This is a genomic window from Paenibacillus sp. EKM212P, from assembly GCF_011066115.1.
Classification (GTDB): domain Bacteria; phylum Bacillota; class Bacilli; order Paenibacillales; family Paenibacillaceae; genus Paenibacillus; species Paenibacillus polymyxa_B.
This window is the reverse complement of the sequence record NZ_JAAMNR010000001.1, coordinates 1,065,775-1,091,693: the sequence shown is the minus strand read 5'-3', so window position 1 is coordinate 1,091,693 and position 25,919 is coordinate 1,065,775. Positions and strand designations below refer to the sequence as shown.

The following is a 25,919-nucleotide window of genomic DNA, read 5'->3' as shown; positions in this document are numbered from 1 at the left end:
AGCGAGGTGATGAGACGTGTCTTCTTCCCGCTCGAACGATGCCGAAGTGCTGGGCGCGTCAGTGGATGTATATTCGGTCGCTCATGGGCTTGAACGGCGGCAAGGATGGAACGTATACCCGTTCGTGAAGCGAAGCATGGATATTATATTGTCTTTCATTGGAATCATCGTACTATGCCCGGTATTTCTGCTTGTCATTTTGCTGATTAAGCTGGAGGACCCAAAAGGCAGTGCGTTATTTTATCAAGTACGTATTGGGAAAAATGAGCGTCCGTTTCGCATGATCAAATTTCGTTCCATGGTGTCTGATGCCGAAGCGAGATTGTCTGCACTGCTGGTGGAAAATGAAATTGAGGGTGCGATGTTCAAAATGCGGGACGATCCCCGAATTACCCGTGTGGGTCGCTTTCTTCGCAGAACGAGCATCGACGAGCTGCCACAACTGTTCAATGTACTGCGTGGGCAGATGAGTCTGGTAGGACCCAGACCCCCGTTGCCAAGAGAAGTCCATAATTACACAGTGAGGGATAAGCTGCGTCTGACGGTTACACCAGGCTGCACCGGTCTATGGCAGATCAGCGGTCGTAATCATCTAAGCTTTAACCAGATGGTAGAACTGGATTTGGAGTACATATCCAGACGCAGTTTCCGCACAGATATGATCATTATGCTGAAAACATTTCGTGTGCTGCTAGGCTCCAAGGATGCGTATTAAAGTCTTTCATTTTCACGAAGAAGGTAGGGGATAAGTATGGATCTTCATTCCAACATATATGTAGCAGGGCATAACGGACTGGTGGGTTCCGCTATTGTCCGAGCGCTTCAGAATGCGGGTTACCGTCATATTATTACTCGCACAAGCCGTGAGCTGGATCTACGCAATAAAGAGGCAGTAGATCATTTTTTTGAAACAGAGCCTGTGGATTATGTATTTCTGGCAGCGGCCAAGGTTGGTGGGATTTTGGCGAATAACGAATATCCGGCTGATTTTATCCGTGACAATCTGCTTATACAAACGAATGTGATTGATGCGGCTTACCGGGTGAATGTAGGCAAGCTGTTATTCCTCGGCTCTACCTGTATCTATCCTAAATTTGCTCCGCAGCCGTTGCGAGAAGAATATCTGCTTACGGGTGAACTGGAGCCTACTAATGAGGCCTATGCGATTGCTAAAATTGCCGGGATTAAAATGTGTCAGTCTTACAACCGTCAGTATGGAACCCGGTTTATTTCTGTGATGCCGACGAATTTATACGGTCCGGGCGACAATTTTGATCTCCAGACCTCTCATGTGCTGCCTGCGCTCATCCGTAAGTTTCATGAAGCCAAGCTGAATCAATCTCCGACTGTAGAAGTATGGGGATCTGGTACGCCGCGCCGAGAATTTCTTCATTCTGATGATCTGGCTGAAGCCTGTCTGTTCCTGATGAACAATTATGAGGGAAATGAAATTGTAAATATCGGCGTAGGTGAGGATATCTCCATTCGTGAGCTGGCTGAACGAGTGAAGAATGTAGTCGGCTATGAGGGAGAAATTACCTTTAACACCTCCGCTCCTGATGGAACGCCGCGTAAGTTGGTAGATGTATCCCGAATTTCCGGGCTGGGCTGGTCGGCGCGTATTTCACTAGAAGAGGGATTAAGGTCTGTGTATCAGGCATTTCAAGGCCTGGATCTGGTTGAACAATAAAAAAACGGTGGGGGAATTGGAATGAAAAAAGCGCTGATCACAGGGATTACCGGACAAGACGGGTCCTATCTGGCTGAGTTGCTGCTGTCCAAGGATTATGAGGTGTACGGGGTGCGCAGACGAACCAGCACACCGAACTTTGAAAATGTAGCGCATATCCAGAATGACATCCATTGGCTTTCCGGTGATATGACCGATCTGGCTTCATTGATCGAAGCCGTCCGTCAGTCCGACCCGGATGAGGTCTACAACTTGGCTGCTCAATCTTTCGTAGCGGCCTCATGGCCGCAGCCGTTGGCTACAGGGCAGATTACAGCGCTATCTGTCACCAATATGCTGGAGGCGGTTCGAATTGCCAAACCGGAAGCGCGCTTTTATCAGGCGTCAAGCAGCGAGATGTTCGGTAAGGTGCTGGAGACACCCCAGACAGAAACGACTCCGTTTTACCCACGTAGTCCCTACGGTGTAGCCAAAGTGTACGGCCATTGGATTACAGTGAACTATCGCGAAAGCTTTGATATGTTTGCTTGCTCTGGCATTCTGTTCAATCACGAATCGCCACGCCGAGGACTGGAATTTGTAACGCGTAAAGTGTCGGATGCGGTAGCTCGTATCAAGCTAGGGTTGCAGCAGGAGCTGCGCATGGGAAATTTGGATTCACTGCGAGACTGGGGTTTTGCAGGCGATTATGTAAAGGCGATGTGGCTGATGCTTCAGCAGGATCAACCAGATGATTACGTCATTTCCACAGGAGAAATGCATTCTGTACGTGAATTGCTGCAAATTGCCTTTTCCCATGTAGGTTTAAATTATGAGGATTACGTCGTGATCGATCCTCAATTTGTCCGTCCGGCAGAGGTAGATTTATTGCTCGGCGATTGTGCCAAGGCGAAAGAAAAGCTGGGTTGGCGATTGGAAGTAGGCTTCGAGCAGCTCATTCATATGATGGTGGATACAGACTTGGAGCGGGTAAAAAGGCAGGCTGCAGTTGAAGCTTCTGTCGTCGTGTAAGAGATGGAGAGGCCACCCGCCTGGGCGGGGGGGTCTCTTCGCTGTACATGATTGCAGCTGCATTGACAGAACAGCAGGTTATAAGGCTGTGCGAAAGGTCATTTTTTAAGATGGAGTAAAACCTATGACATTAGTCAAAAAACGCGCCAAACCGCGCAGAAGTTTGCTGGTGAATACATCCTGGCTGTTCGGTGACAAAATGATTCGCATGGTGTTTGGCCTGGCAGTCAGCATCATCATGGCGAGAGTGTTGGGACCAGAGGAGCTGGGAAAGTGGAATTATGCGGAATCCTTTTTCGGGATGTTTCTGATTTTCACGACCCTTGGCTTTGATTCTATATTAGTACGCGATCTTGTCAAAGACCCCAAGGATGAGCATGAGCTATTGGGGACGGCGGTTCTGCTGAAATTGGTAGGTACTCTGATAGCCATTGTACTGTCCTATTCCTTCATTTCACTGCTCAGACCGGAAGATAGTTCAGTGCGGTTGATCAATCTGATCCTGGCTACGGCCTCGATATTTCAATTGTTTGATATCATCGACTACTGGTTTCGTGCGCAGATGCTGTCCAAATACACGGTCGTTGCCAAGAATACCGCTTTTGTTCTCGGCTCCACCATCAAAATCATTCTTTTGTTGTCCGGTGTCCCGATATGGTTGGTAGCGTTGTGTGCTCATGGAGAGTTTCTGTTGGGAAGCCTGCTGCTGCTGTATTTCTTCCATAAGGAAGGACGACGTGTGAACCGATGGACGTTCCGCTTAACCACAGCTCGGCGAATCATGAATCACAGTTGGCCGCTTATATTGTCATCCTCCGCTGTATATGTACAGGCACGGATCGATCAAGTCATTATCGGTGAACTGCTGGGGAATGCTGCGGTCGGGCAATACTCCGTTGCACTCCGACTCATCGAAGTGCTGGGCTTCATTCCGGTCGTTCTGACGACGGCTTATGCTCCGGTGGTGACGCGTTCAAAGCAGAAAGGAAGCGACGAATACAGACAGACATTGTCCAAGGTGTATCGGCTGATGTTTATATGCTTTCTTGTGACCTCGGTACCTTTATTTTTTCTGTCCCAATGGGTAGTGGTTGTGCTGTATGGGAGAGAATTTACCGAAGCAGGTTCGCTGTTGTCTCTGTTTGCGATTCGTCTGTTTTTCACCAACTTCAGTGTTGCTAAAAGCTTGTTTATTACCAATGAAAATTTGTTTAGATACACGCTGCTGACCTCGGTGGTAGGGGCGGTTACGAATATCGCTTTCAATTACGCGCTAATCCCTTTGCTTGGTGTCCGAGGGTCGTTAGTGGCGACGATCTTGTCCTTTACGATATCTGTATTTCTATTAGATTTGCTGTTTAAGGAAGTTAAATCTAATTTGGGTTGGATGATGAAGTCCATCCTGACCTTTTGGCGTGTTCAAATTACAGTACCGAAAGTTGGAGAGAACAATCATGATACCCATTAAACCGTTTGTTCGGCATGAGGAACAGTGCCCGCATTGTGGAGGTAAGGTACGTGGTGGAGAGGTGCTGTGGCAGGGAATCCATGTATGTGTCAGTACTGCGTGTGAGGGGTGCGGACGCGAATATCTCGAGGACATGAGGGTCGGTCATGCCACGTATTCACCTTATCGTGTAGAAATGCCTGACTATATTCTGACCGGTGATGCGAAGTCGAGAAAATGGCTCGGAGAGCCTTTGCGGCAATCGTTGATGAATCCTTCCTATGACTTAGCAGTCGGCATGACCGTGCATAAAATGAAAGCTTCTACACGTGTAATCATCGTCAACACTATGGATTATTTGTATGGTCATGCGTTGCTCAAGCTGCTCAATGTGCAACGCGAATACGAGCAATCCCCGGACCTGGGAATTATCGTCATTGTGCAAAAGTCGCTGGAGTGGATGGTGCCAGCATATGTGTCTGAAATTTGGACGGTTGATGTGCCATTCAGCAGGGCACGTAACTTTTATCCTGTGCTACATCATCGGATGATTGAGGAACTGATGCGTTTTGATGAGGTGTATGTCAGCCCGGCATATTCACATCCCAATCAGTTTGATATTGAGCAGTTTACAGGTGTCTCCCGCTATGACGAGGGGCGTGAGTCGGAGCCGCGCATTACCTTCGTATGGAGGGAAGATCGCTTGTGGAGCGGCAGCCATCATATCGCAAGAGCGGTACAGAAATTTCCGCAGCTCAAACGTGGGCTAAAACCGCTAATTTATCATCAGCGCAGTAAAATCATACGGCTGTTCCGCAGGCTAAAAGAAAGCTTCCCAGATCATCGTTTTACAGTCGCTGGACTTGGGCGTACCGGGAGCTTCCCGGCATGGATTTCTGATGAGCGTGTCACACGCTTCGATCGAGAAAGTGAGCTGCGGGTCTGCGAGGTATACGCAGCCAGCCAATTAGTAATCGGTATCCACGGCTCTAATATGCTGCTGCCCTCTGCGCATGCCAGCATGACCATTGATTTGATGCCCAAGGACCGATGGGGGAATTACGCTCAGGATATTTTATTTCACGAAACGGATCATCGGCTTACAGCCTACAAATACCGCTTTGTGCCGATGGAATCGAGTGTGACTCTAGTGGCAGATATGGCAGCTGCCCAGCTCAAAGGGGCAGATCATTTTAATATGCAGATGACGGAGGAAAGGCAGCGTGAACATTCAAGTTGGAGGGGAAAGGCCGCTTCGGGGCGGGTTTGATCCTGGAGCAACTATTGTGGATGGAAGGCCGCTTCGGGACGGGTTTGATCTTCCGATCGCTGTTGACGAGGGATTCCCTGGATTGAATAAGCCCTGTAAGAGGTCGGAATCCCACGTCAAAGGCGAACGCTGACGCTTCTCCAGATTCAAACCCTTACCCTCCGCTACCCACCGCCGCCAAAAAAGAATTTCCCCCAGCCTCTAGGGTGGGAAAGGTAAGAGCCGTCTGGCGATAGCTTCGCCCTATCGCCGCGAACTTCTCGCCGGGCATGCATGCCGGCGAAATTAATGCTCTGTACCGTTCTCTGTCAGGGTGACAGCGTTTGGTGGATAACACTCACGACAAGCAACAATCAAGTCTAGTTAAGGCGTCTTGCTTGGTTAACCCGGCGACAATATTACCATGCTGGCTTGAGAGCTTGCCCTAATCGTACCAAGCTCTCAAGCTGTTCGACGAAGTCAACGCCTGCGTGCATTCGCTCGCGTATATCCGCGCAGCGGGGGGCACTTCATGCCCAGCGTTCCCTTTTTTGAAATGGGGTGACTTTATAGACCCGGCGGTCAGTAGCGGAGCGGTCCATTTGAATCTGAAGAAGCGCTAGCGTTCGCCTTTGCAGTGGGATTCTTACCTCGGAATGTTTTATATATCCAGGAATCCCACTGCAACAGCGATCGGAAGATCAAATGGAACGCGCAGCGTTCTCTGAACCCTCCGTGCTCCATAACTCACCCAATATGAAATGGCAGGAGCCCTGATGATGATTCAAAAAATATTGTATCTCCGCAATTTTGCCAGCAAAGTGAACGGGGACTCATACAATTTACAGGAAGTCGGTTTGGGCAAAGCACTCGTTCGAAAAGGCTATGATTGCGATATTGTTTACTACAACGATCGTAAAGAAACCCATCTGGAACAGGTCTACCGTCACGAAGGATGCACCTTGCGTATTATCTGGCTCCACGGGTTTAAGTTCTTAAGCAACAGCATCTACAGAGATGTTCTCAAAGATTCTTTTCTGGATGCCTATGGTCTGGTCATTACTACAGAATACAACCAGATCATGACCTATCTGCTTTCCCGCAAATGTCCTGATAAGCTGGCGTTGTATCACGGCCCATACCGAGATAACACGCACGCGCTGATCCGCAAACTGTACGATATTATGCTGCTTCCGAAGGTAGCAAAATCTCTACGCCGTACCTATGTCAAATCCGATCTTGCTAAGCGCTATTTGGAGAATAAAGGTTTTGACAACGTGGTTACGATTGGGGTCGGACTGGATCGCAGTAAAGTAGAGAGAGCATTCGATAGTGAAACCAGTAACAACAGTGAAGACATAAGCGGAGAACGTGAGGAAAACCGTGAGGTCGCGAATGAGCTGCGTCGAATCGGAGATCGTCCGGTGCTACTGTATGTTGGTGTATTGGAGGAACGGAGAAATATACGTTTTATGCTGACTACGTTCAAAAGGGTACTCCAAAAGCATCCTAGTTGCCTTTTGTTAATGGTCGGGGATGGACGGAAGGCGGACACAGACCGCTATTGGACATATGCTCATGAACTGGGAATAACGGACAGTATTATACATTTTTCAAGAGTGGAGCAACGTCATCTGTGGCAGGTTTACGGAGCGGCGGATGTGATGCTGTTTCCGACCCAATACGATATTTTCGGTATGGTGCTGCTGGAAAGCATGCTGTTTCGCGTCCCGATTATCTCTTCGGTAAACGGGGGCTCGGTTACCTTGATTGAGGACGGAGTGAGCGGAGTGGTGCTGAGAAGCTTTTCAGAAGAGGAATGGTCTGGTCGGATAGGCGATTTGCTGGATAATGCTGAGCTGAGACGAAGTATGGCGGAGAAGGCCTTCCTTACGGTCGAGCGTATGTCGTGGGATCGCATTGCGGATGAAATAGTAAGCCATCAAGGGATCAAACCTACGAGTTCGAACCACGCTATGCAATCAACGCAGGAAAGAGGGGCAACCACGTGAGCCAAAAGGTCAGCAGACAGATGAGCCCTTCTGTGAGCAAGGTGCTGATCATCCATAACTTTTATCAGCAAAGCGGGGGAGAAGACAAGGTTGTCGAGCAAGAATCAGCTATGCTGCGTTCCAGAGGAATAGAGACAGAGCATTACTATGTGCACAACGACAGCATTCAAAGCAGAGGGCTAGCGAACATGGCAAAGCTGGCGGTAGAGGCGGCATGGTCCCTGCCGGAATTCAAAAGAATCAAGAAGCTGCTTTTACAGGTGAAGCCAGATGTGGTACATGTGCATAATTTTTTCCCGGTTATATCCCCTTCGGTCTATCATGCCTGTGAACGGCTGGGGATTCCGGTTGTCCAGACACTTCATAATTACAGGCTGATTTGTCCGGCGGCAACTTTTATGCGAGGGAATAAGGTTTGTGAAAAATGTCTGCACGGCACGCTGCTGCATTCCATCCGTCATGGATGCTATCGAGGTTCACAGCTTCAGACGATTCCGGTAGCGGCGATGATTAAGTTCAACGATCTGATCGGCACATGGCAGCACAAGGTAAGTCGCTATATTGCGCTGACGGAATTTGCACGGGACAAATTTGCCGAAAGCGGTATTCCACTGGATCGTATCGCGGTAAAGCCGAATTTTGTCCATCATAAAACAGTGAAAACCCAGTATGACCCGAATGATCGTTATTTATTGTTCGTGGGACGGATTTCAGCTGAAAAAGGGGTTCGCAATCTGCTGCAAGCTTGGTCACAGTTGGAAGATCGGGGGGGATTGAGACTGGTCATCATTGGGGATGGTCCGGAAAAGGCTGAATTGACCGCTGCTTATCCGCAGGAAGATGTTCGGTTTCTCGGTAAGCAGGATGGAGACACGGTACTGGATTGCATGAGCCGGGCCATGTATGTCATGGTGCCTTCCATTTGGTATGAAGGATTTCCCATGACCATTGTAGAGTCTTTTTCTGTTGGAACTCCGGTATTATGCAGCCGGCTCGGTGCACTGGAGGAAGTCGTGGAGGACGGGGTGACGGGTTTCCATTTTCAACATGATGATTTGGAAAATATAAAGACTGTGATTCGCTGTGCAGTAGCTTATGAAAACTATGCAGCTATGAGACAGAAGGTGTCGGAAAACTACGCTGCACGCTATACGGAAGAAGTGAATGTGAAGCAGCTGATGGCGATATATAGCGAGGCGATGGAGGAGCGTGATTATGAAGCAGCTGCCCCAATATAGAGTCGGAAGGATTGCGGATGCAGATATTGCAGCACTTACGTTTCAGGAGACGGTACACATGCTGGAACAATGGGCAGTCGGACGAAAGGACGGCTATGTTTGTATTTGCAACACGCATTCCATTGTCACAGCCGGGAATCATTCCGAGTTCCACGAAGCGCTCACTCAAGCCGATTTGTGTACTCCGGACGGTATGCCGTTGGTATGGGCGCTCAAGCTGTACGGATTTGAGCGTCAGGATCGGGTAGATGGTCCCAGTCTGATGCTCAAGTTGTGCGAACGTGCGCCACAGACGAAGGTAAGTATATATTTTTACGGCAGTACGCCGGATACGCTGGATAGCTTAAAAGAAAGAGTAGAACAGGATTACCCCGGAATCCGCATCGCGGGCAGCTTTTCGCCGCCATTTCGTGAGCTTCACCCAGATGAGGAGGATCGGATCATTGATGAAATCAATGCGTCTGGCGCGCATATCATATTCGTCAGCTTAGGCTGCCCGAAGCAGGAAATATGGATGCATCGAAACAAAGACCGCATTCATGGCGTGATGATTGGAGTAGGGGCGGCCTTTGACTATATCACTGGAAAGGTTCGTAGACCGCCACTAGCGATACAAAAGCTGGGGCTGGAGTGGCTGTACCGTCTGATCTGTGAACCGAAGCGATTATGGAAGAGGTATGCCTATAACAATCCGATGTATGTATACCGTTTTCTAAAATCTTATCGGCAAAACAAACGGCTTACGCTTTATCATAATCGGCTTGCAGGAAGAGATATAGAGAAGTGAAGTCGGTAAAAGCAGGATGCAATGAGACAGCAAGTAAAAGGGGGAGTTGCTTTGAAGTTATGTGTAATTGGTGCAGGGTATGTCGGGCTGGTGTCGGGGGTCTGTTTTGCCGCACTCGGGAATACCGTCGTCTGTGTAGATCAGAATGAGGACAAAATTCATCAGCTGCGTGCAGGTGGGGTGCCGATTTATGAACCGGGATTAAAGGCTCTAATTAAAGATAATGTAGAACAAGGCCGACTAAGCTTTACAACAGATACGGCTACTTCGGTGGAGGCAGCCGAAATTGTTATTTTGGCGGTCGGCACGCCTTCACTGCCAGGCGGAGAAGCGAACCTGTCCTATATTGAAGAAGCCGCCGGCGAGGTGGCAGACGCCATGAATGGCTACAAAGTAATTGTCACCAAAAGCACGGTGCCTGTCGGAACGAACGAACGTATTCAAAATTGGATTGCGAGCCGCACAAACTATTCGTTTGGTGTGGCTTCGGTTCCTGAATTTTTACGCGAAGGCTCAGCAGTCATAGACACCCTACAGCCAGATCGAATCATCATCGGAGCTTCCGATCCGCATGTGTCCGCTGTGCTGACTACACTGCACGAGCCGTTGACGACAAATATCGTAACCACGGATATCCGTTCGGCGGAGATGATCAAGTACGCGTCGAATGCTTTTTTGGCGACCAAAATTTCGTTTATTAATGAGATTGCAAATATTTGCGAAAAGGTGGGCGCAGACGTTACACGCGTGGCACACGGTATGGGACTGGATCAGCGGATCGGTTCCTCCTTTTTGTCTGCTGGTATCGGCTATGGGGGTTCCTGTTTTCCCAAGGATACACAAGCTCTGATCCAAATTGCAGGTAACGTGGACTATGAATTCAAGCTGCTGAAATCTGTGGTGGAAGTGAATCAGGGGCAACGTTTTAACGTGATTCGTAAACTGAAAGAGGCGCTGGGTGATCTGGAGGGAGCTACGATTGGTATATGGGGACTGGCCTTTAAACCGAATACAGATGACGTAAGAGATGCCCCGGCGCTGGATATCATGCAGTCGCTGCTGGAGGCAGGGGCGCAAATTCGTGCGTATGACCCGATCGCTACGGCTAACTTCCGCAGACTGCTGGACAGCTCGGAAGTAACGTGGGCAGATAGCGCACGAGAAGCGGCAGAGGGATGTGACGCACTGTGTCTATTGACGGAATGGGAAGAGTTTGGTGATATCGGGTTGGGTGAGCTGAATGAGCTTATGAAGTATCCAATTATGATTGACGGACGCAATGTGTACAGCGAAGAGCAAATCAGACAATCCGCCTTTGCATACTATTCTGTCGGCAGGCCACAGATGAACAATCTGGATGTAGATCGTCATCCGTCTGTAGTGAATCCGTAAAGGGGAGGCTGCGTATGAAACGATGGCTGAAGGTGACATTGGGGGCTGCGGCGTTATTGGTCGTAGGGGCTACTGCCTACACCGCTTATGTGTATCATTCCTTTAAAACAGCGGCGAATGCGATGTATCATCCGCGCAGCATCGTGCAGCCTGGGGCGGTTTCTACCCTTGCAACGGGCGGAGCAGGGCGATCTGTAGGTACAGACACTGGATCAAGTACACCCAATCCGGCAGCCATCTCCCAGTTCAAGCCGTTCACCGTGCTGGTGCTGGGCGTAGATCGGCGGCCTCACGATCCAGGACGATCGGATACGATGATCGTTTTGTCTGTTAACCCTGCCGAAGGCTCTATGTTGATGTTCAACATTCCGCGTGATACGCGAACAGAGTTGATCGGCAGGGGGCGTGAGGACAAAATCAATCACGCTTTTGCTTTTGGGGGCGTAGATATGTCGATCCGTACGGTAGAGCATTTTTTGAACCATCCGATAGATTACTATGTACAGATGAACATGGAAGGGTTTGCGAAAATGGTGGACCTTATGGGGGGAGTGGAGGTTCATAATCCACTTGATTTTCAATATGAGGGCCATCATTTTGCGCAGGGTAATTTGAACTTGAACGGGGCTGAGGCGTTGGCCTACGCTCGTATGCGATTCGATGATCCACGTGGGGATCTCGGAAGAAATGCCCGTCAGCGGGAGCTACTCAAGCAAATTCTGGCCCAGTCCATCAGCAAGGAAGGGCTGTTGAGGGTAAAGCCGATATTGGAAGCAGCGGGGGAGCAGATTCGCACAGACATTACCTTTGACGATATGACCACTTTCCTGACCCGGATCGGTCCGTCCCTCAAGCAGACGGATACCGTTGAACTGAAGGGACATGGGCGTAAAATTAACGGTGTATATTATTACATTGTGGAGGAGCAGGAACGCCAGCGTCTCCATGGAGTGCTGGAGAAGCACATGCTTACCACGGCCATATCGCCTTAGGTAAGTGCCCTATTTGGGAGGTCACCCGTAATTTTCTTCTAAAGACTTCTAAACAAGGCTTGTCCCACATACATCTGTAGAGAATTCGGTATAGTCGAACAGAGGGAGGGGCAGTGTGTGCTGTTTAGAAGGAGAGCGGCTTCGGCGTTCGTCCGTAAGCTATTATATTTTGCCATCATATGTGGATTGTTATGGCTGCTGTGGTTGGGTCTGCGTGGGGTGATGTCTACAGGCGAGGGCGATCAAGCGGTAGAAGCACTGAACGAGTTCTACACTATGGAGCAATCGGGAAATTTCGGAGGATCATGGGAGTTTTTTCATTCGCAAATGAAAAAGAAATTCGAGAAATCTACGTATGTACAGCAGCGTGCGCACGTTTTTATGCAGGATATGGGGACGGATACGTTCACGTTTGAACTGGGGGAGCCGCAGGCTGAATATGACATTCGTACCGATCCGAATGGAGAGGAGTTAGGGAAGGTTTACCGTATTACGGTCACTCAGCATTACAAGACCCGATTCGGTAATTTTGATATCGTACAGCCTTGTTATGTGACACAGGAAGATGAGAAATGGCGGGTGCTTTGGATATACAAGGACAAGGAATAGAGGTTGCGTGGTGTTTCTAAAAGGTTAAATATGGTACAATACTTCCAAAACCGGAAATGTAAAGTAAAATGGATAACAGCTTCACTCCGGATGGAAGGAGTTTCATAGTATGCAGCAAGCGACAGGACAGGTTCCCGTCATACGTATGGAGGGTGTGAGTAAAATCATTTCCTCAAAAGCGATCGTGGATGATCTGACGCTGGAGGTTCCGGCGGGACAGGTATTTGGTTTCCTCGGACCCAATGGTGCGGGAAAAACGACTACCATCCGTATGATGGTTGGCCTGATTTCGATCAGCAAGGGCGATATTCATATTTGTGGAGACAGCATTAATACCGATTTTGAAAAGGCCGTTTCCCATGTCGGCGCAATTGTTGAGAACCCGGAGATGTACAAGTTTTTGACAGGCTATCAAAATTTGCAGCATTTTGCGCGAATGTCTCCTGGGGTGACCCCAGAGCGCGTGGATGAAGCGATTCGTTTGGTGGGACTCGGAAACCGAATTCATGACAAAGTAAAAACCTACTCGCTCGGGATGCGGCAGCGACTTGGGGTAGCTCAGGCAATTTTGCATCGACCGAAGCTGCTCGTGCTGGACGAGCCGACCAATGGCTTGGACCCGCAGGGTATTCGAGAACTGCGAGATTATTTGCGTCAATTGACCCGTACGGAAGGAATTACCGTGTTCGTATCAAGCCATTTGTTGTCCGAGATGGAGCTGATGTGCGACCGTGTAGCCATTATTCAGAGCGGACGGCTGGTTGATATCAAGCAGCTGAAGAATACAGGGGAGGAAGTGCAGACGGCAGAAATTGCTTTTGAGGTAAATGATGCCGAGCAAGCTTATGCGCTTGCTGGAGCAGGGCGCGTCGAAGGCAATCAACTGCTGCTTCACTTGGAGCGGGAACAGATCGCAGAGATGAACAGCCTGCTGGCTGCAAACGGAATTAAAGTATATGCGATTCGCCCGATTGCCCGTACGCTGGAAGATCAATTTTTGGAAGTGACGGGAGGCGGGTTCATTGGCTGATTTTTTCAAGTTGGTACATAACGAAAATCTGAAAATTTACCTGCGTGTGCGCACATGGATTATGCTGGGTCTGCTGGCGGTCATCACGGCTGCGATTCCGATGCTGATTTCCCTGGTTTCCGATCAGGTCAGTGTGTGGGATGGAATTGCGTTGACGACGTTGTTTACATTTTTCCTCAATACGACGTTTACGGTCATTGTAGCCGCTGATTCGGTGGCTGGTGAATTTACTTGGGGAACGATTAAGTTGTTACTCATCCGACCTTGGACTCGCAGCAAAATATTGTTGTCCAAGTATATATCCGTGATTTTGTTCAGTTTGCTCGGAACGATCATTTTGATCTTGATGGTTACGCTGTCCTCATGGCTGATGTTATCCAAGGATGCACCAGCGGGTTCTGTTCCGCTGTTCAGTGATCCGATATCTTATGTAACGCTGAACTTCTTGTATAGCTATATCGCCTTATTCGTGACGATGGCCTTTGCATTTATGCTATCCGCAGTTTTCCGTTCCAGTGCCTTGGCGATTGGGCTGTCGCTGTTCATGATGTTCACCAAAACAGTCTATAACTCTATTGGCTTGTTCAGCACAGATCGTTTTGAATGGACCAAATACGTACTATTTACGCATATGGATCTGAAAAAATATCTAGATATGCCGCCGGGTACGGTAAGTTCCAGTCTAACCTTTTCGCTCACCGTGCTGGCCGCCTATTATGTGATTTTTATCGCCATTGCCTGGGTGGTTTTCGTAAAACGGGATGTTTCGACCTAAATGGAAGTGCCATAGAGTAACACAAAAGGACGTTCAAATGCCTAGCATTTGGACGTCCTTTTGTTATTTCAGGATGTTGCAAAATCCTCATTTAAGACTATTTTATCCTGTATCTATGTCATTTTTTACTACACATTCTGCGTGAAGGGGTATATTGTAAACTATTTTCAGCAACAATCAATCAATAGGGTCATTTTGCGTTTAAAGAGGTAGAGAGAAACAGAACAGAGGGGGGCCGCATGATATGCTGCAAAATAATCGTTTTTTTCGTCTGACTACTGGTATTGTCATGCTATTACTCATCATTTACTTGGGCACCAAAGTAAGCTTTATATTCAGTCCTCTCGTATCTTTGGTCAGCTTGCTGGTTGTACCGTTGATGCTATCTTTTTTCCTCTATTATTTATTGAGGCCGATTGTAGATGTAATGGAACGTAGAAAAATCAAACGATCTATCTCCATCTTGCTGATTTATTTGGTCATTGGAGTGTTATTGTTTGTTTTCTCATGGGGTGTGTGGCCTACGTTACGTGATCAAGTAACCAATTTATTTGAAAATGCGCCGAAGCTCATTAAAAGTCTGGTTGATCAATTGAGCCAATGGCGGCATAATCAATCCTTGAGACAAGTGCTGCCTCCGGGTGAAGACCCGCTGTCACAACTGTCAGATACGTTGAACGAAGCTTTTTCGACACTGTCTGATTACTCGGTAAAGCTGGTATCGTTCGTATCCTACTTTTTTATCGTATTGGCTACTTTTCCCATATTGCTCTATTACATGCTGAAGGAAGGGAGCAAGTTTGGCCCTAAAATGCTAAACTTCTTTCCTAAAAAATATCACAAAGACGCGTTGGAGGTCATGGAAGATATCGATAGCGCGCTCAGCAGCTTTATCGTGAGTCGGGTGCTGATCAATGTCGCGTTGGGTGTGATGATGTTCCTTGGATTTTTAATTATAGGTTTGCCTTATGCCTTGCTGCTCGCCGTTATTTCGATTTTTCTTAATTTTATTCCCTATGTGGGGGCAGTGGCTGCTTCTATACCTGTAGTTATTATTGGATTTCTCGAATCACCTTCGATGGCGCTCTGGTCGCTGGTCGTGGTGATTGCTGCACAGCAAATTCAGGATAATTGGCTGTCACCTATAGTTTTTGGCAAGCAGCTGGATATTCATCCGTTGACTGTCGTTATTTTACTGTTGGTTGGTGGCGACCTGCTCGGGATTCTGGGTATCATTTTGGTGATTCCATTGTATATGTGCGGAAAAATTGTCATACGTAAGGTGTACCAATTATTTTTGGAACGCAGAGTGGAGGATATTATGGAATGAATGGAGTGTATACTGATTTTATCCTGCTTCGGATTGCAGATCGACTTGGCTGTCCTCCCTGTTTTTGCTGAAACTAGATTGGGTTTCGTCGTTTGACTCATCCGTAGAAGTTGACAACTCTACATCCTTTGTTCGGTTCATTTGACTTGTGCCGTCCAGTACACCGCCTTCAGATATGACCAATGCAGCGGTCGCCGTATTTCCGTACAGTTCACCTGTCGGCGTAATGGTCAGTCGTCCTTCTGTAGTAATGCTGCCGAACACCTTACCGGCAAGAATGACGTCTTGTGCGATGATGTCCGAACGTACCACAGCAGATTCTCCAATGACGACAGTACGAGTGCTGCGGATATCGCCCTGAAAATGACCGTCAATCCGAATATTGGCCTCTGCCTCAACTGTACCTTCAAAGCTGGTGCCATTAGCGAGCAGTGTATCCATAGCTGGGGCGGAGAGCTTTTTTTTGGATTCCTTGAACATGATGGTTTTCCCCCAATCTTTTATTGTAAGGATTTTGAAAAGTCCTCATTGTACATACAGTAATGGATCGACAGGTTGGTTATGCTTGACGATCTGAAAATGAAGATGAGGTCCCGTGCTTCTCCCGGTACTTCCTAACAGACCGATGGTCTGTCCTTTGTGGACACGATCTCCCGGAGCCACCTGCATGCCGCTCAGGTGCATATACCAGCTCTGGAGTCCGTCAGGATGCTGGATGATGATGCACTTGCCGCGGGCTCCGCTAGAAGCAGCCTCCAAGACGGTGCCTGCTCCTGCTGCATAGACTGGATCACCGGTTTGTCCGGCAATGTCCACGCCTGAATGAAAGGCAGATCTACCCGTAAAAGGGTCGCTGCGATAGCCGAAGCTGGAGGTCATTCGCCGTGAACCTACAGGCCAAACGGAGGGATTCCCTTGTTCGGCAAGAGCCAGCCTACGGGTCTGGAGTAGCTGTGCGGCTTGTTTGCGCTCCAGATTCTGCTGTACGGCATTTGCTTGCTGAATAGAGCGGGGAACCGTACGTTCCACCGCGTCCAACAGAGATTCGATCTCCTGAAAATCATCCATTGCCTGGCGAGTTAGGAGGGCAGTATTTTCATGCACTGCGATCAGTTCACCTCCAATATGGCCGGAAGCATCCCAGGAGAGCGGCGTCATGGTCTTTTTATGGTTACTTGTGGCAGATGAGTTTCCATGTTTACGAATGAATTGCTGCATTTGTTGTTCCAGCTCTGTTACGCGCTGAAGGCGTTCACGAATATTGGTGGCTTGATTCGTCAGCTCCATGACTTCCTGCCGTAGTCGCCCAATGGCTGCATCCTTGTCCGCTACCGTGACCTCCATCTGCAAACTCTGGACAGCAAGATTCGTTTCCATTTGGGAGATAATATGGGAAGAACGGATTTGCAGCCCGATCACGAGTGTAGAGATAGAGGCGATCACAAGAGTCGGGACGAGAATGACAGCGGCAGTAGAGCATTGTAGCTGCTTGGGCGGTTGCTGTGCATCCCGAATAACAAGCAGGGTCATCCGCCGATTTAGGCTTCCTTTTTTCATAATCGCTCCTTTCCGGACATCGCTCCTATAGTGCTTGGTTACTATCTATTCAGCTTAAGAGGCAAACATGTCAAAAAAATTGGAGCTTAGTATAAAACGTAGATGAGGATTTTGCAAAATCCTAAGATATATAAGGAGGCTTAGACATGCTGTGGTTGCTGTTGGTTTTAATTGTTTTTATTTTTCAGACCGGGACGATCCTGCTCTTTGAATTTCGCAAGCCGTCCAAAGCGGTAGCCTGGCTCTTTATTTTGTTTTGCTTCCCGCTCATTGGCTTTGTCGTGTACTACTTTGTTGCACAGGATTATCAGAAGCGCAAAATGGTTCGAAAAGGGGGATCGCAGCTGTTTCGTGAATTTCGCGAGCGTCTGTGGGCGCAATCCAAAGTGATTGAACATGTGGAGCAAATGCATAATCCTCATTTCAAGCATCAGGAGCGTCTGTTTAACCAGTTAATTCGTATGTCGGAAAACCCGTTGACTGGATGTAATCGCACACGTGTGCTGACGAACGGTGAAGAAACCTTCGAGGCTATGCTGACAGCGATGGAAAATGCGCAACATCATATCCATGTGGAGTTTTACATATTTCGGGCTGACGAAATTGGAAGAAAGTTTCAAGAGATCATGATCCGCAAGGCACGTGAGGGAGTAAAGGTACGATTCGTTGTGGATGGTGTAGGAAGCTACAATTTGCCCTATTCCTTTATTCGTACCTGTAGTGAGGCGGGAGTAGAATTTCATTATTTTCTACCTCCGTTTTTCGCCACGCTGGACCGCCGGATTAACTATCGCAATCACAGGAAAATCGTGGTGGTGGACGGCATGATCGGATTTGTAGGAGGGATCAATGTAGGCGACGATTATCTCGGAAAATACCCCAAAGTGGGATTTTGGAGGGATACACACTTGCAGATTGAAGGAGATAGCGTCTATTTTCTGCAAAATGCATTTCTTAGCGACTGGAAGCTGGCCTCGGGGGAGAGATTGATGGATGTGAATTTATTTCCTCCACATACCTGCACCGGGGATGAGGAAGTACAGATTTTGAGCAGCGGTCCCGATCAGGTTTGGGATACGATTCAGGAAATGTGTTTTGGAGCGCTCACAGTTGCCAAAAAGCGGATTTGGATTACGACGCCGTATTTTATTCCCGATCTGGGGATTTATGAGGCGCTCAAGCTGGCAGCAGTCAGTGGCGTAGATGTGAAGATTATTATTCCCTACCAGTCCGATTCGAAGCTGGTTCATCTGGCGTCTTTATCCTATGTGCAAGAATTGCTGGAGGCAGGGGTGGAGTTCTACCAATATCGAAAAGGATTTATTCACGCCAAAGTGGTGATTGTCGATGATTTACTCGGTTCGGTCGGGACCGCCAATATGGACATGCGCAGCTTTTTCTATAATTTTGAGTTGACCGCTATAGTTTTTGCTAATTCAGCGCTGGAACGGCTTTCGGCAGATTTTGTAGAGGACATTTCCAACTCCTCACGCATAGATTTGAACGTGTTCCGCAGACGGCCTCGATCTCAGAAAATAGCTGAAATTCTAACTCGCATGCTCTCTCCACTCCTTTAAAGGCGGTTTTCGCCGTTTTTATCGATATAATCCCTCTTTATTGTGATTTATGTGCTCTTTGCTAACTTTTTTGCGCAAAATCGCAGTTTTATGGTATACTATTCATATAACACAAGCGCGGTAAAGGAGAGGGGACTGCGGATAGCAGCCCCTTTTTCGGTCCAATATACCATACTGTAACGGGGGGATTTATATATGAGTGTAGTGAGCAAGGAAGTTCAAAATCTGTCTGAGATCACAGATGTGACCGGAGAGTTGACCAAGATCAGCAAAATTCCAGCTAATCCGAAGAACAAAGTAAAACGCCTGTTTCAGCGTGCAGCCATGATTGTGGTTGGTGCAGCTCTGATGGCAGTGGGATTGGAAATATTTCTGGTTCCTAACGGCGTTATTGACGGAGGCGTTACAGGTATTTCCATCATGGCCTCCAAGATTACTGGCTATCCGCTCGGTATTTTCCTGACCCTGTTGAACCTTCCATTTTTAGTTATCGGCTACAAACAAATCGGTAAAACCTTCGCTTTATCCACATTATTCGGTATCGTCGTTATGTCCATCGGAACCGCGTTACTTCACAATGTAAGTGCATTGACTCCTGGCGAACCGCTGCTCGGCGCTATTTTTGGGGGCGTCATTCTCGGTGTTGGGGTGGGTCTTGTGATTCGGTCCGGCGGCTCGCTGGATGGGACAGAGATCGTAGCTATTCTCGTCAGTGAAAAAACTCCTTTTTCGGTCGGTGAGATCGTACTGTTCGTTAATATCTTCATTCTGGGAAGTGCAGGTTTTGTGTTCGGTTGGCCAAATGCCCTGTATTCCATGATTGCTTATTATATCGCCATGAAAATGATTGATATTACGATTGAAGGTCTGGATCAGTCCAAATCGGTCTGGATTATTAGTGAAAAATACCGTGATATCGGGGATGCCCTGACAGACCGTCTTGGACGGGGCGTCACTTATCTGGAAGGTGAAGGCGGCTTTACGGGCGAAAGCAAGAAAGTGATTTTCGTCGTCATTACCCGACTGGAGGAAGCGAAGCTGAAGAGCATCGTTGAAGATTGGGACCCACACGCTTTCGTGGCGATCGGTAACATTCACGATGTGAAGGGCGGACGTTTTAAGAAAAAAGGAATACACTAGCGCAAGGGGACAATTTCTCAGCCTAATGGCTGCGGGGTTCGTCCCCTTTTTTGTTCTTCCAAGCATGGATCAGGTTCGGTGTGCCTTGGTGCGCATATGCTTGAGGACCTCTTCTACGGGCTGGGGAGGAACCTTGTCGATCAAGTCGCCTACCTGGTTTAGTCGTTCCTCAATATTCAGCAAATGGTAGTCAAGTGGTGATACATCTTGCCGTACCTCTTCCCATGTTAGCGGAGTAGAGACCGTAGCGCCGGGGCGTGCCCGCGGGGTATAAGGAGCGGCCAGAGTTTTCCCCTGATAATGCTGCAAATAATCAAAATAGATGGCTGTTCCACGATCCTTCTTTAACCGTTCGAGTGTGAACAGATGCGGGTGCTTTTCTGTCACAAACTGTCCGACTAATAGCCCGATGCTGCGAAGTTCGTCGAAGGTTATGCCTGTACGGATCGGAACGATAATTTGTACACCTGTGGCCCCGGATGTTTTGGGGACGGAATCCATACCAAGCGAAGCCAGTACTTCACCGACAATAGAGGCGGCCTCCATAATACGTGGCTCCACCTCTCTGGATGGATCAAGGTCTATCATCCATTCACAGGGCAGCTTGCTTCCCGCTTCATGCAGAGAGGGGTGGAATTCCAACGCAGCTTGATTACCAAGCCAGAGAAGTTGTGGCAATTTGCCGAGCACGATATATTCAATACCATCATGCAGAGCGGTTTCAATATAGTCTGGCCGAGGACGTGGGGCATTTTTCTGATAAAAAAAATCACCATGAATCCCATGTGGCCAGCGGATGACGGTCAGCAGACGATGATGACAATATTTGAGCAGGAAGGGAGCCAATACCGCGAGCTTGCGAAGATATAGCGCCTTAGTCACGCCTGCTTCAGGCCACAGCAGTTTATCTGGGTTTGTGATAGGAATTTCCTGACCTTCAATGGTAATTGTACCTTTAACAGCTTGTCCCATAGTGCTATCCTCCTTTGGCTAATATGCAGCAAAATCTTTATTTACAGGCTGATTGTTGAGCTTATAGATCTACATATGGTTTAACATGAACGTGAAGTGCTGAATTTATCCATCAAAGGGATTGACAAGATACAATATGTATCATAAATTTATAATAAAAAATACGATATGTATCTATTAAAGTGTCTTGAGCAGAGGTAGAGGAGGAGTTTGCTTGATTGAAAAGCAAGGCGGAGGGCTGGTATTCCTGTTAAGTGTCCCTCGGAGTGGAAGCTCGCTGCTTACCGCCATTTTGCAAAACCATTCCCGCCTGTTTGCCACGCAGGAAATGTGGTTTCTGCTCAGTTTATATGATCTTCCTCAGTCACATGCACGGCCATATGGAGGAACAGGGATAATTCGGCAATTTTTCGAAGGTATGGTCCCCCCCGACGTATTGGAGCAGGCCTCCCGTTCGTATGCACTTGAAATATATAATGGTCTGCTTCAAGGAACAACAGCAGATATGCTTATCGACAAATCCCCGCGTTACTATACGGTGCTGGAATTTATAGACCGTTTATTCCCAGATGCCCGCAGGCTGTGGCTTATCCGGAATCCTTTGGCCATTGTGGCCTCATTCAAAAAGGTTAATCAGCTACGGAATGGACGTTTTCAACTGCTGGAAGAACTGGGGAGCCCGCATTTTAATATGAAAATGACGGATATTACGGTTGGTTTATTCCGTTATGCTCATTATTTTGCTACACCTCATCCACTTGCATACCCGCTTAGGTATGAACAGCTCGTATCCAATCCAACGATGGAGATCGAGAAGCTGTGCGGTTTTCTGGGGATCAAGTATGAGCCGGGGATGGAAAAGTACGGAGACTTTGTGGATACGCCCAAATCCAGTCTTTTTTATAGTATGGGAGCGGGCGATCCCTTCGTAGGAGAGCATGAGCAGGCGCATCAGGATTCGGTACATAGCTGGCAACATTTGTTGAGTAAAACGGAAATTGAGCTGTATTGCAGAAGCATTGGGTCCCGCATGTTTAGGCAGCTTGGTTACGCGGAAGCGCTGGAGCAGGCTGAACAGATGACTGGAGTCCGCTTTGAAGATGAGCCGGATATAGAGCTGCTGAGTCGACGTACACAACAATTCCTCCAGCAAAGCGGCTTTGAATGGAAGGCGGCTTATCGGATGCTGGAAGAACAGGATGCAGATAACAGAGAACTCGTGATAAATGCAACCCGTCATACTGCACCTCAAGATCCGGCAAGGATTCATGTGGACCAGATCGTGAACGATCGGAGGATTCAATCACTGGAAAACAGGTTGGCACATAGCTATGAGGAGCGAAACCGTCTTATCGCTCAGCTCCAAAGCTATCAACGCCCACATCAAGGTCTCCGATATCGGAGCCTCTTTGCCCGTAAGCTCAGGCACTTGGCGTCTGTAGCGTTATCAAGTATAGGAAAAGAAAAAGGGGGAAGAACGTGAGTGCGATTGCCGGAATCTATAGTTTTGGGCATGAGTCCGTATGCACCGAAGAAGGCGGGAAAATGATGCAAGCCCTGCGGAAATATCCCGCTGACCGCGTATGCGCTTGGTGTGAAGGCTCTATTTTTTTGGGCTGTCATGCCCAGCATGTGACCCCGGAATCTGTTCATGAGCGTCTTCCCTTCTATGATGAGCTAAGAGATTTGGCAATCACGGCGGATGCAATTATTGACAATCGTTCCGAGCTGTTTGAACGGCTGGGAGTTGAGCAGGAACGGCGGCAAGATATGACGGACAGCGAGCTGATTTTGCTGGCATATGACAAATGGGGAGTGGATGCAGCCGCTTATCTGATAGGTGATTTTGCCTTTGTCATTTGGGATGCCAAGGAACATCGATTATATGGTGCTCGAGATATGACAGGCAATCGTACGTTGTACATCTATCAGCATGACCGAGGATTCGCGTTTAGCACGGTAGTCGCTCCGCTTTTGGCCCTGTCCTCTCTGCGAAAAGAATTGTATGAGCCATGGCTGGCCGAATTTTTGTCCATCCGCGCCATGCAGGAATCCGTCGATATCGGAACGACCGCATACAAGCATATCAACCAGCTTCCTCCTGCACATTGGTTCACTATGGAGGAGGGAAAGCGTACCCTTCATAAATATGCATGTCTGGATGAGGTAGAGCCACTGCGGCTCAAAACAGGGGGCGAGTACATAGAAGCTTTCCGCGAGGTGTTCACACAAGCGGTCACTGCCCGACTACGGACGCATCGCGCTGTAGGGGCTGCCTTAAGCGGAGGGCTGGATTCTGGAGCGGTTGCCAGCTTTGCCGCGCCATCGCTGCACTTGCAACAAAAGCCGCTGCATGCCTACAGCTATGTGCCTGTTCAAGATTTTACAGACTGGACACCGCCTACATTGCTGGCGAACGAACGAAGCTATATTCAGTCTACGGCTCGCTATGTGGGCAACATTCACGAGAATTATATGGATTTTGAGGGGAAAAGTCCGTTTTCAGAAATTGATATTTGGCTGGAACTCATGGAAGCACCCTACAAATATTTTGAAAACTCCTTCTGGATCAGAGGTTTTTACGAAAAAGCACAGGAGCACAATGTCGGTGTACTGTTGACCGGGGCACGAGGCAACTTTACCGTATCGTGGGGCCCTGCACTAGACTATTATGCCCGGCAGTTTCGTCGTTTGCACTGGTTGCAATCCTTTCAGGGATTGTGGCGGTACAGCAAGCTTACGGGCAGGCGCATGTCACATCTACTCCCCGTAATGTTGAAAAAAGCGACTTCACTTGAATCTCATTCATGGTTGCGGCGTAGCAATCGAAGTCCCGTTCCTTCCCTGATTCACCCGGAGTTTGCCAAACGGATGCATGTAGAAGATATTCCTGTATTGAGCGGAACAGGTTGGATAAAAAATGCCGATCAGACGAGAAAAGAGAAGTTCTCAAATTTGGCGATTGCCAACAAAAATGGTGTGGTCGCGACCAAACTTTCACTACGTTATGGACTATGGGAACGTGATCCGACCGGGGACAGCCGGGTAATTCGTTTTTGCTTATCGGTGCCTTTTGAACAGTATGTGCAAAACGGTCGGGACCGTGCCCTCATTCGTAAAGCCATGCGTGATCATCTACCTGATGATGTTCGGTTGAACCAGCGGGTACGCGGCGTGCAGCCTGCCGATTGGCTACATCGTATGCTTCCTTGCTGGGATAAGTTTATGGGGGAGCTTCAACTGATGTGTCATGATTTACGAGCGGCTGAATATCTCAATATTGAGTTAATAAAGACGGCTATGGCGAAACTTCGCCATCCCCGCCCTGAACAGGCGTCTGATCCAAATATACGACTACTAATGCATAGCCTGATCGTGTACCGTTTTCTCTGTGGATTGAACTGATTCAGATTGATCCGGGCGGACAGTTCGTCATTCGTTGGAGGGGAGGTGATGAAATGAGTAAAAAAGAATGGCAGGAACCGACGATAGAGGTGTTGGATATTAGCCAGACCATGGCGGGGAAAGGCTGGAGACAGATTGATTGGGTGTCCGACCACGATGCCGATATTTATAATCCAAGCTAATAGATGGTTATACATGCAGCCGATGTTGGACTGGAAGCCAGACAGCTCGGCCGATAACGATTGAATGAACGAAAATAGCATAATCCATTGGACTCGTATTCAATACAGAGCCGTCTTTATTTCTTTCGGGTTAGAGATTTTGCCCAAGAAATAAAGACGGGATTTTTAAGGACAGAGGAGTGAGTCCTACCGTGCATGACAGGAGTGCAAATGTTAGTTGGACGAAATATACAGCCTTTGGACTCAGGATTGCCAGTGAACTGAATCTGCCTGAGCTGCTCCTGGCAGCACCGGAAGCAGTAGAGGATGTAGTCATTCGACAGGCTGATTTGACTGCATGGAGTGGTCAGCTGGAACAGGCCAATTTTGTGATGCTGGATGAACGATTTATGTTCCAAATACCAGGCACGGCCATTTATGCCGTCAGGGAAGGCAAGGAAATCGAGGTAAGCATATTCTCCGGGGCCGATCCTGACACCGTGCGGCTATTTGTGCTGGGTACGTGCATGGGTGTTCTGCTGATGCAAAGACGAATATTACCTATTCACGGAAGTGCGGTCGTCATTGGGGGGAGGGCATACGCATTTGTGGGTGAATCGGGTACGGGGAAATCGACACTGGCGGCTACTTTTAGGCAGGCAGGTTATCAGATGGTTAGTGATGACGTGATTGCTGTAGAAGCTACGGCTTCCTCAGCCATCGTGTATCCAGCTTATCCGCAGCAAAAGTTGGGATTGGATAGCTTGCTCCAACTGGAGGCTTTACGGGAGAACAAGCATGCACGCACAATAAATCACATACGGTCCCTAACGGATGGCAATTCTGTAATGCCACATTACAGAGATCTGCGTATGCTTGCAGATGAGCTGAATAAATATGCCGTACCCGCCGTAGATGAATTTTTTAACGATCCGCTGCCCTTAGGAGGCGTATTTGAGCTAGTGGCAGATTCACCAATCCGTGCGTTGATGCGCGAAGGGGAGTTAGTGGCAGTTACGGAACAGCCCTTGAACGTTCTGGAGTGCTTGCATACATTACTACAACATACATATCGTAGGGTGATTATTCCGCGAATGGGTTTGAGTGAATGGTCTTTTGATACAGCGGCTAGGATGGCTCGTAAAGTAGAGGGCTGGCAGCTGCTGAGGGATAATTCCGTCTTTACTGCGTCCGAGGTTGTACAACGGGTACTTGAACTCATTCGTAAGGAGGAAAAGAGTTATGGCAGCCACTAATCCAGCTAAAGACCATTATCGCGTCATTTACGGTGAAGAGGTCTACGTCAGTGATATGGACGGGGAAAAAGTGATGATGAGTATTAACACTGGTAAATATTACAACTTAGGCTTCACAGGAGGACGAATCTGGGAACTGGCAGAATCCGGTCCTTCACTTGGCGATATCGTAACAATCCTGACGAACGAATATGAGGTGGACGAGGAACAGTGCAGACAGCAGGTACATACCTTTGTGGCTGAGTTGGAGCGGGAAGGACTGTTAAAGCTTCTACGGGAGTCGGTATAA

The 25,919-nt window shown here is 48.3% G+C and carries 24 protein-coding genes; 21 read left to right on the top strand and 3 right to left on the bottom strand.

Annotated elements, in window-relative coordinates:
• Window positions 1–16: 16 nt before the first annotated feature.
• The 14 genes from G9G54_RS05180 to G9G54_RS05115 all read left to right on the top strand — a co-directional run bounded on the left by G9G54_RS05180 (window position 17) and on the right by G9G54_RS05115 (window position 15,562).
• Window positions 17–715: a sugar transferase gene (locus G9G54_RS05180; RefSeq protein ID WP_165176455.1), complete on the top strand. Its 699-nt coding sequence runs from the start codon at window positions 17–19 to the stop codon at window positions 713–715.
• Between the two features lie 36 nt (window positions 716–751).
• Complete coding sequence (gene fcl, locus G9G54_RS05175) at window positions 752–1,690, top strand: GDP-L-fucose synthase (protein ID WP_165176453.1); 939 nt, start codon at window positions 752–754, stop codon at window positions 1,688–1,690.
• A gap of 21 nt (window positions 1,691–1,711) precedes the next feature.
• Window positions 1,712–2,701 carry a GDP-mannose 4,6-dehydratase gene (gene gmd / locus G9G54_RS05170; protein WP_013309172.1) on the top strand — a complete coding sequence of 330 codons (990 nt, stop codon included), beginning with the start codon at window positions 1,712–1,714 and terminating at the stop codon, window positions 2,699–2,701.
• 124 nt (window positions 2,702–2,825) lie between these two features.
• On the top strand, window positions 2,826–4,169 hold the full coding sequence (locus tag G9G54_RS05165) for a flippase (protein WP_165176451.1): 1,344 nt from the start codon (window positions 2,826–2,828) through the stop codon (window positions 4,167–4,169).
• Window positions 4,156–5,418, top strand: a complete 1,263-nt coding sequence (locus G9G54_RS05160; protein ID WP_061830266.1) for a hypothetical protein — start codon at window positions 4,156–4,158, stop codon at window positions 5,416–5,418. The genes G9G54_RS05165 and G9G54_RS05160 overlap by 14 nt, the downstream gene beginning before the upstream one ends.
• 758 nt (window positions 5,419–6,176) lie before the next feature.
• On the top strand, window positions 6,177–7,409 hold the full coding sequence (locus G9G54_RS05155; RefSeq protein ID WP_165176751.1) for a glycosyltransferase family 4 protein: 1,233 nt from the start codon (window positions 6,177–6,179) through the stop codon (window positions 7,407–7,409).
• A complete protein-coding gene (locus G9G54_RS05150; RefSeq protein ID WP_165176449.1) occupies window positions 7,406–8,647 on the top strand; it encodes a glycosyltransferase family 4 protein in 1,242 nt (413 codons plus the stop codon). Before G9G54_RS05155 ends, G9G54_RS05150 begins: the two co-directional genes overlap by 4 nt.
• The gene (locus G9G54_RS05145) at window positions 8,625–9,434 is read left to right on the top strand and encodes a WecB/TagA/CpsF family glycosyltransferase (protein WP_185156273.1); all 810 of its coding nucleotides are present in this window, start codon (window positions 8,625–8,627) and stop codon (window positions 9,432–9,434) included. The genes G9G54_RS05150 and G9G54_RS05145 overlap by 23 nt, the downstream gene beginning before the upstream one ends.
• A 51-nt stretch (window positions 9,435–9,485) precedes the next feature.
• Complete coding sequence (locus G9G54_RS05140) at window positions 9,486–10,826, top strand: UDP-glucose dehydrogenase family protein (RefSeq protein ID WP_165176447.1); 1,341 nt, start codon at window positions 9,486–9,488, stop codon at window positions 10,824–10,826.
• A gap of 14 nt (window positions 10,827–10,840) precedes the next feature.
• A complete protein-coding gene (locus G9G54_RS05135) occupies window positions 10,841–11,818 on the top strand; it encodes an LCP family glycopolymer transferase (RefSeq protein ID WP_165176445.1) in 978 nt (325 codons plus the stop codon).
• Between the two features lie 117 nt (window positions 11,819–11,935).
• Window positions 11,936–12,427 (top strand): hypothetical protein, encoded by a 492-nt coding sequence (locus G9G54_RS05130; protein ID WP_061830260.1) that lies wholly within the window; start codon window positions 11,936–11,938, stop codon window positions 12,425–12,427.
• 109 nt (window positions 12,428–12,536) lie between these two features.
• On the top strand, window positions 12,537–13,457 hold the full coding sequence (locus G9G54_RS05125; RefSeq protein WP_165176443.1) for an ABC transporter ATP-binding protein: 921 nt from the start codon (window positions 12,537–12,539) through the stop codon (window positions 13,455–13,457).
• A complete protein-coding gene (locus G9G54_RS05120) occupies window positions 13,450–14,232 on the top strand; it encodes an ABC transporter permease (protein WP_165176441.1) in 783 nt (260 codons plus the stop codon). Before G9G54_RS05125 ends, G9G54_RS05120 begins: the two co-directional genes overlap by 8 nt.
• Before the next feature lie 244 nt (window positions 14,233–14,476).
• Window positions 14,477–15,562 carry an AI-2E family transporter gene (locus tag G9G54_RS05115; RefSeq protein ID WP_061830257.1) on the top strand — a complete coding sequence of 362 codons (1,086 nt, stop codon included), beginning with the start codon at window positions 14,477–14,479 and terminating at the stop codon, window positions 15,560–15,562.
• 18 nt (window positions 15,563–15,580) lie between these two features.
• Here G9G54_RS05115 and G9G54_RS05110 read toward each other — a convergent pair whose 3' ends face one another.
• Together G9G54_RS05110 and G9G54_RS05105 are read right to left on the bottom strand one after the other, a co-directional pair.
• On the bottom strand, window positions 15,581–16,042 hold the full coding sequence (locus G9G54_RS05110; RefSeq protein WP_165176439.1) for a bactofilin family protein: 462 nt from the start codon (window positions 16,040–16,042) through the stop codon (window positions 15,581–15,583).
• A gap of 45 nt (window positions 16,043–16,087) precedes the next feature.
• Entirely contained in the window at window positions 16,088–17,119 is a 1,032-nt protein-coding gene (locus G9G54_RS05105; RefSeq protein ID WP_165176437.1) for a M23 family metallopeptidase, read from the bottom strand.
• A gap of 146 nt (window positions 17,120–17,265) precedes the next feature.
• Between G9G54_RS05105 and cls the strand changes: the two genes are divergently transcribed.
• Together cls and G9G54_RS05095 are read left to right on the top strand one after the other, a co-directional pair.
• Window positions 17,266–18,696, top strand: coding sequence for a cardiolipin synthase (gene cls / locus G9G54_RS05100; protein WP_165176435.1), 1,431 nt, complete (start codon window positions 17,266–17,268; stop codon window positions 18,694–18,696).
• Window positions 18,697–18,891: 195 nt separating this feature from the next.
• Window positions 18,892–19,836, top strand: coding sequence for a YitT family protein (locus G9G54_RS05095; protein WP_165176433.1), 945 nt, complete (start codon window positions 18,892–18,894; stop codon window positions 19,834–19,836).
• A 69-nt stretch (window positions 19,837–19,905) separates the two neighbouring features.
• Here the strand turns inward: G9G54_RS05095 and ligD are convergent, their stop codons facing one another.
• Window positions 19,906–20,808, bottom strand: a complete 903-nt coding sequence (gene ligD / locus G9G54_RS05090) for a non-homologous end-joining DNA ligase (RefSeq protein ID WP_165176431.1) — start codon at window positions 20,806–20,808, stop codon at window positions 19,906–19,908.
• Between the two features lie 214 nt (window positions 20,809–21,022).
• Here ligD and G9G54_RS05085 point away from each other — a divergent pair, with 214 nt between their 5' ends.
• From G9G54_RS05085 to G9G54_RS05065, 5 genes are all read left to right on the top strand, one after another.
• On the top strand, window positions 21,023–22,291 hold the full coding sequence (locus G9G54_RS05085; protein WP_165176429.1) for a sulfotransferase family protein: 1,269 nt from the start codon (window positions 21,023–21,025) through the stop codon (window positions 22,289–22,291).
• A complete protein-coding gene (locus tag G9G54_RS05080) occupies window positions 22,288–24,213 on the top strand; it encodes an asparagine synthase-related protein (RefSeq protein ID WP_165176427.1) in 1,926 nt (641 codons plus the stop codon). The genes G9G54_RS05085 and G9G54_RS05080 overlap by 4 nt, the downstream gene beginning before the upstream one ends.
• Window positions 24,214–24,266: 53 nt before the next feature.
• On the top strand, window positions 24,267–24,395 hold the full coding sequence (locus G9G54_RS05075) for a paeninodin family lasso peptide (protein WP_134902123.1): 129 nt from the start codon (window positions 24,267–24,269) through the stop codon (window positions 24,393–24,395).
• Window positions 24,396–24,586: 191 nt separating this feature from the next.
• A complete protein-coding gene (locus tag G9G54_RS05070; protein WP_165176425.1) occupies window positions 24,587–25,630 on the top strand; it encodes a dephospho-CoA kinase in 1,044 nt (347 codons plus the stop codon).
• Window positions 25,617–25,919: a lasso peptide biosynthesis PqqD family chaperone gene (locus tag G9G54_RS05065; RefSeq protein ID WP_165176423.1), complete on the top strand. Its 303-nt coding sequence runs from the start codon at window positions 25,617–25,619 to the stop codon at window positions 25,917–25,919. The genes G9G54_RS05070 and G9G54_RS05065 overlap by 14 nt, the downstream gene beginning before the upstream one ends.

What these genes read in the sequence shown, in the direction of transcription:
- fcl (WP_165176453.1), top strand. Translation starts at nt 752, where the DNA reads ATGGATCTTCATTCCAACATATATGTAGCAGGGCATAACGGACTGGTG.
- gmd (WP_013309172.1), top strand. Translation starts at nt 1,712, where the DNA reads ATGAAAAAAGCGCTGATCACAGGGATTACCGGACAAGACGGGTCCTAT.
- G9G54_RS05165 (WP_165176451.1), top strand. Translation starts at nt 2,826, where the DNA reads ATGACATTAGTCAAAAAACGCGCCAAACCGCGCAGAAGTTTGCTGGTG.
- G9G54_RS05160 (WP_061830266.1), top strand. Translation starts at nt 4,156, where the DNA reads ATGATACCCATTAAACCGTTTGTTCGGCATGAGGAACAGTGCCCGCAT.
- G9G54_RS05155 (WP_165176751.1), top strand. Translation starts at nt 6,177, where the DNA reads ATGATTCAAAAAATATTGTATCTCCGCAATTTTGCCAGCAAAGTGAAC.
- G9G54_RS05145 (WP_185156273.1), top strand. Translation starts at nt 8,625, where the DNA reads ATGAAGCAGCTGCCCCAATATAGAGTCGGAAGGATTGCGGATGCAGAT.
- G9G54_RS05135 (WP_165176445.1), top strand. Translation starts at nt 10,841, where the DNA reads ATGAAACGATGGCTGAAGGTGACATTGGGGGCTGCGGCGTTATTGGTC.
- G9G54_RS05125 (WP_165176443.1), top strand. Translation starts at nt 12,537, where the DNA reads ATGCAGCAAGCGACAGGACAGGTTCCCGTCATACGTATGGAGGGTGTG.
- G9G54_RS05115 (WP_061830257.1), top strand. Translation starts at nt 14,477, where the DNA reads ATGCTGCAAAATAATCGTTTTTTTCGTCTGACTACTGGTATTGTCATG.
- G9G54_RS05110 (WP_165176439.1), bottom strand. Translation starts at nt 16,042, where the DNA reads ATGTTCAAGGAATCCAAAAAAAAGCTCTCCGCCCCAGCTATGGATACA.
- G9G54_RS05105 (WP_165176437.1), bottom strand. Translation starts at nt 17,119, where the DNA reads ATGAAAAAAGGAAGCCTAAATCGGCGGATGACCCTGCTTGTTATTCGG.
- cls (WP_165176435.1), top strand. Translation starts at nt 17,266, where the DNA reads ATGCTGTGGTTGCTGTTGGTTTTAATTGTTTTTATTTTTCAGACCGGG.
- G9G54_RS05095 (WP_165176433.1), top strand. Translation starts at nt 18,892, where the DNA reads ATGAGTGTAGTGAGCAAGGAAGTTCAAAATCTGTCTGAGATCACAGAT.
- ligD (WP_165176431.1), bottom strand. Translation starts at nt 20,808, where the DNA reads ATGGGACAAGCTGTTAAAGGTACAATTACCATTGAAGGTCAGGAAATT.
- G9G54_RS05075 (WP_134902123.1), top strand. Translation starts at nt 24,267, where the DNA reads ATGAGTAAAAAAGAATGGCAGGAACCGACGATAGAGGTGTTGGATATT.
- G9G54_RS05065 (WP_165176423.1), top strand. Translation starts at nt 25,617, where the DNA reads ATGGCAGCCACTAATCCAGCTAAAGACCATTATCGCGTCATTTACGGT.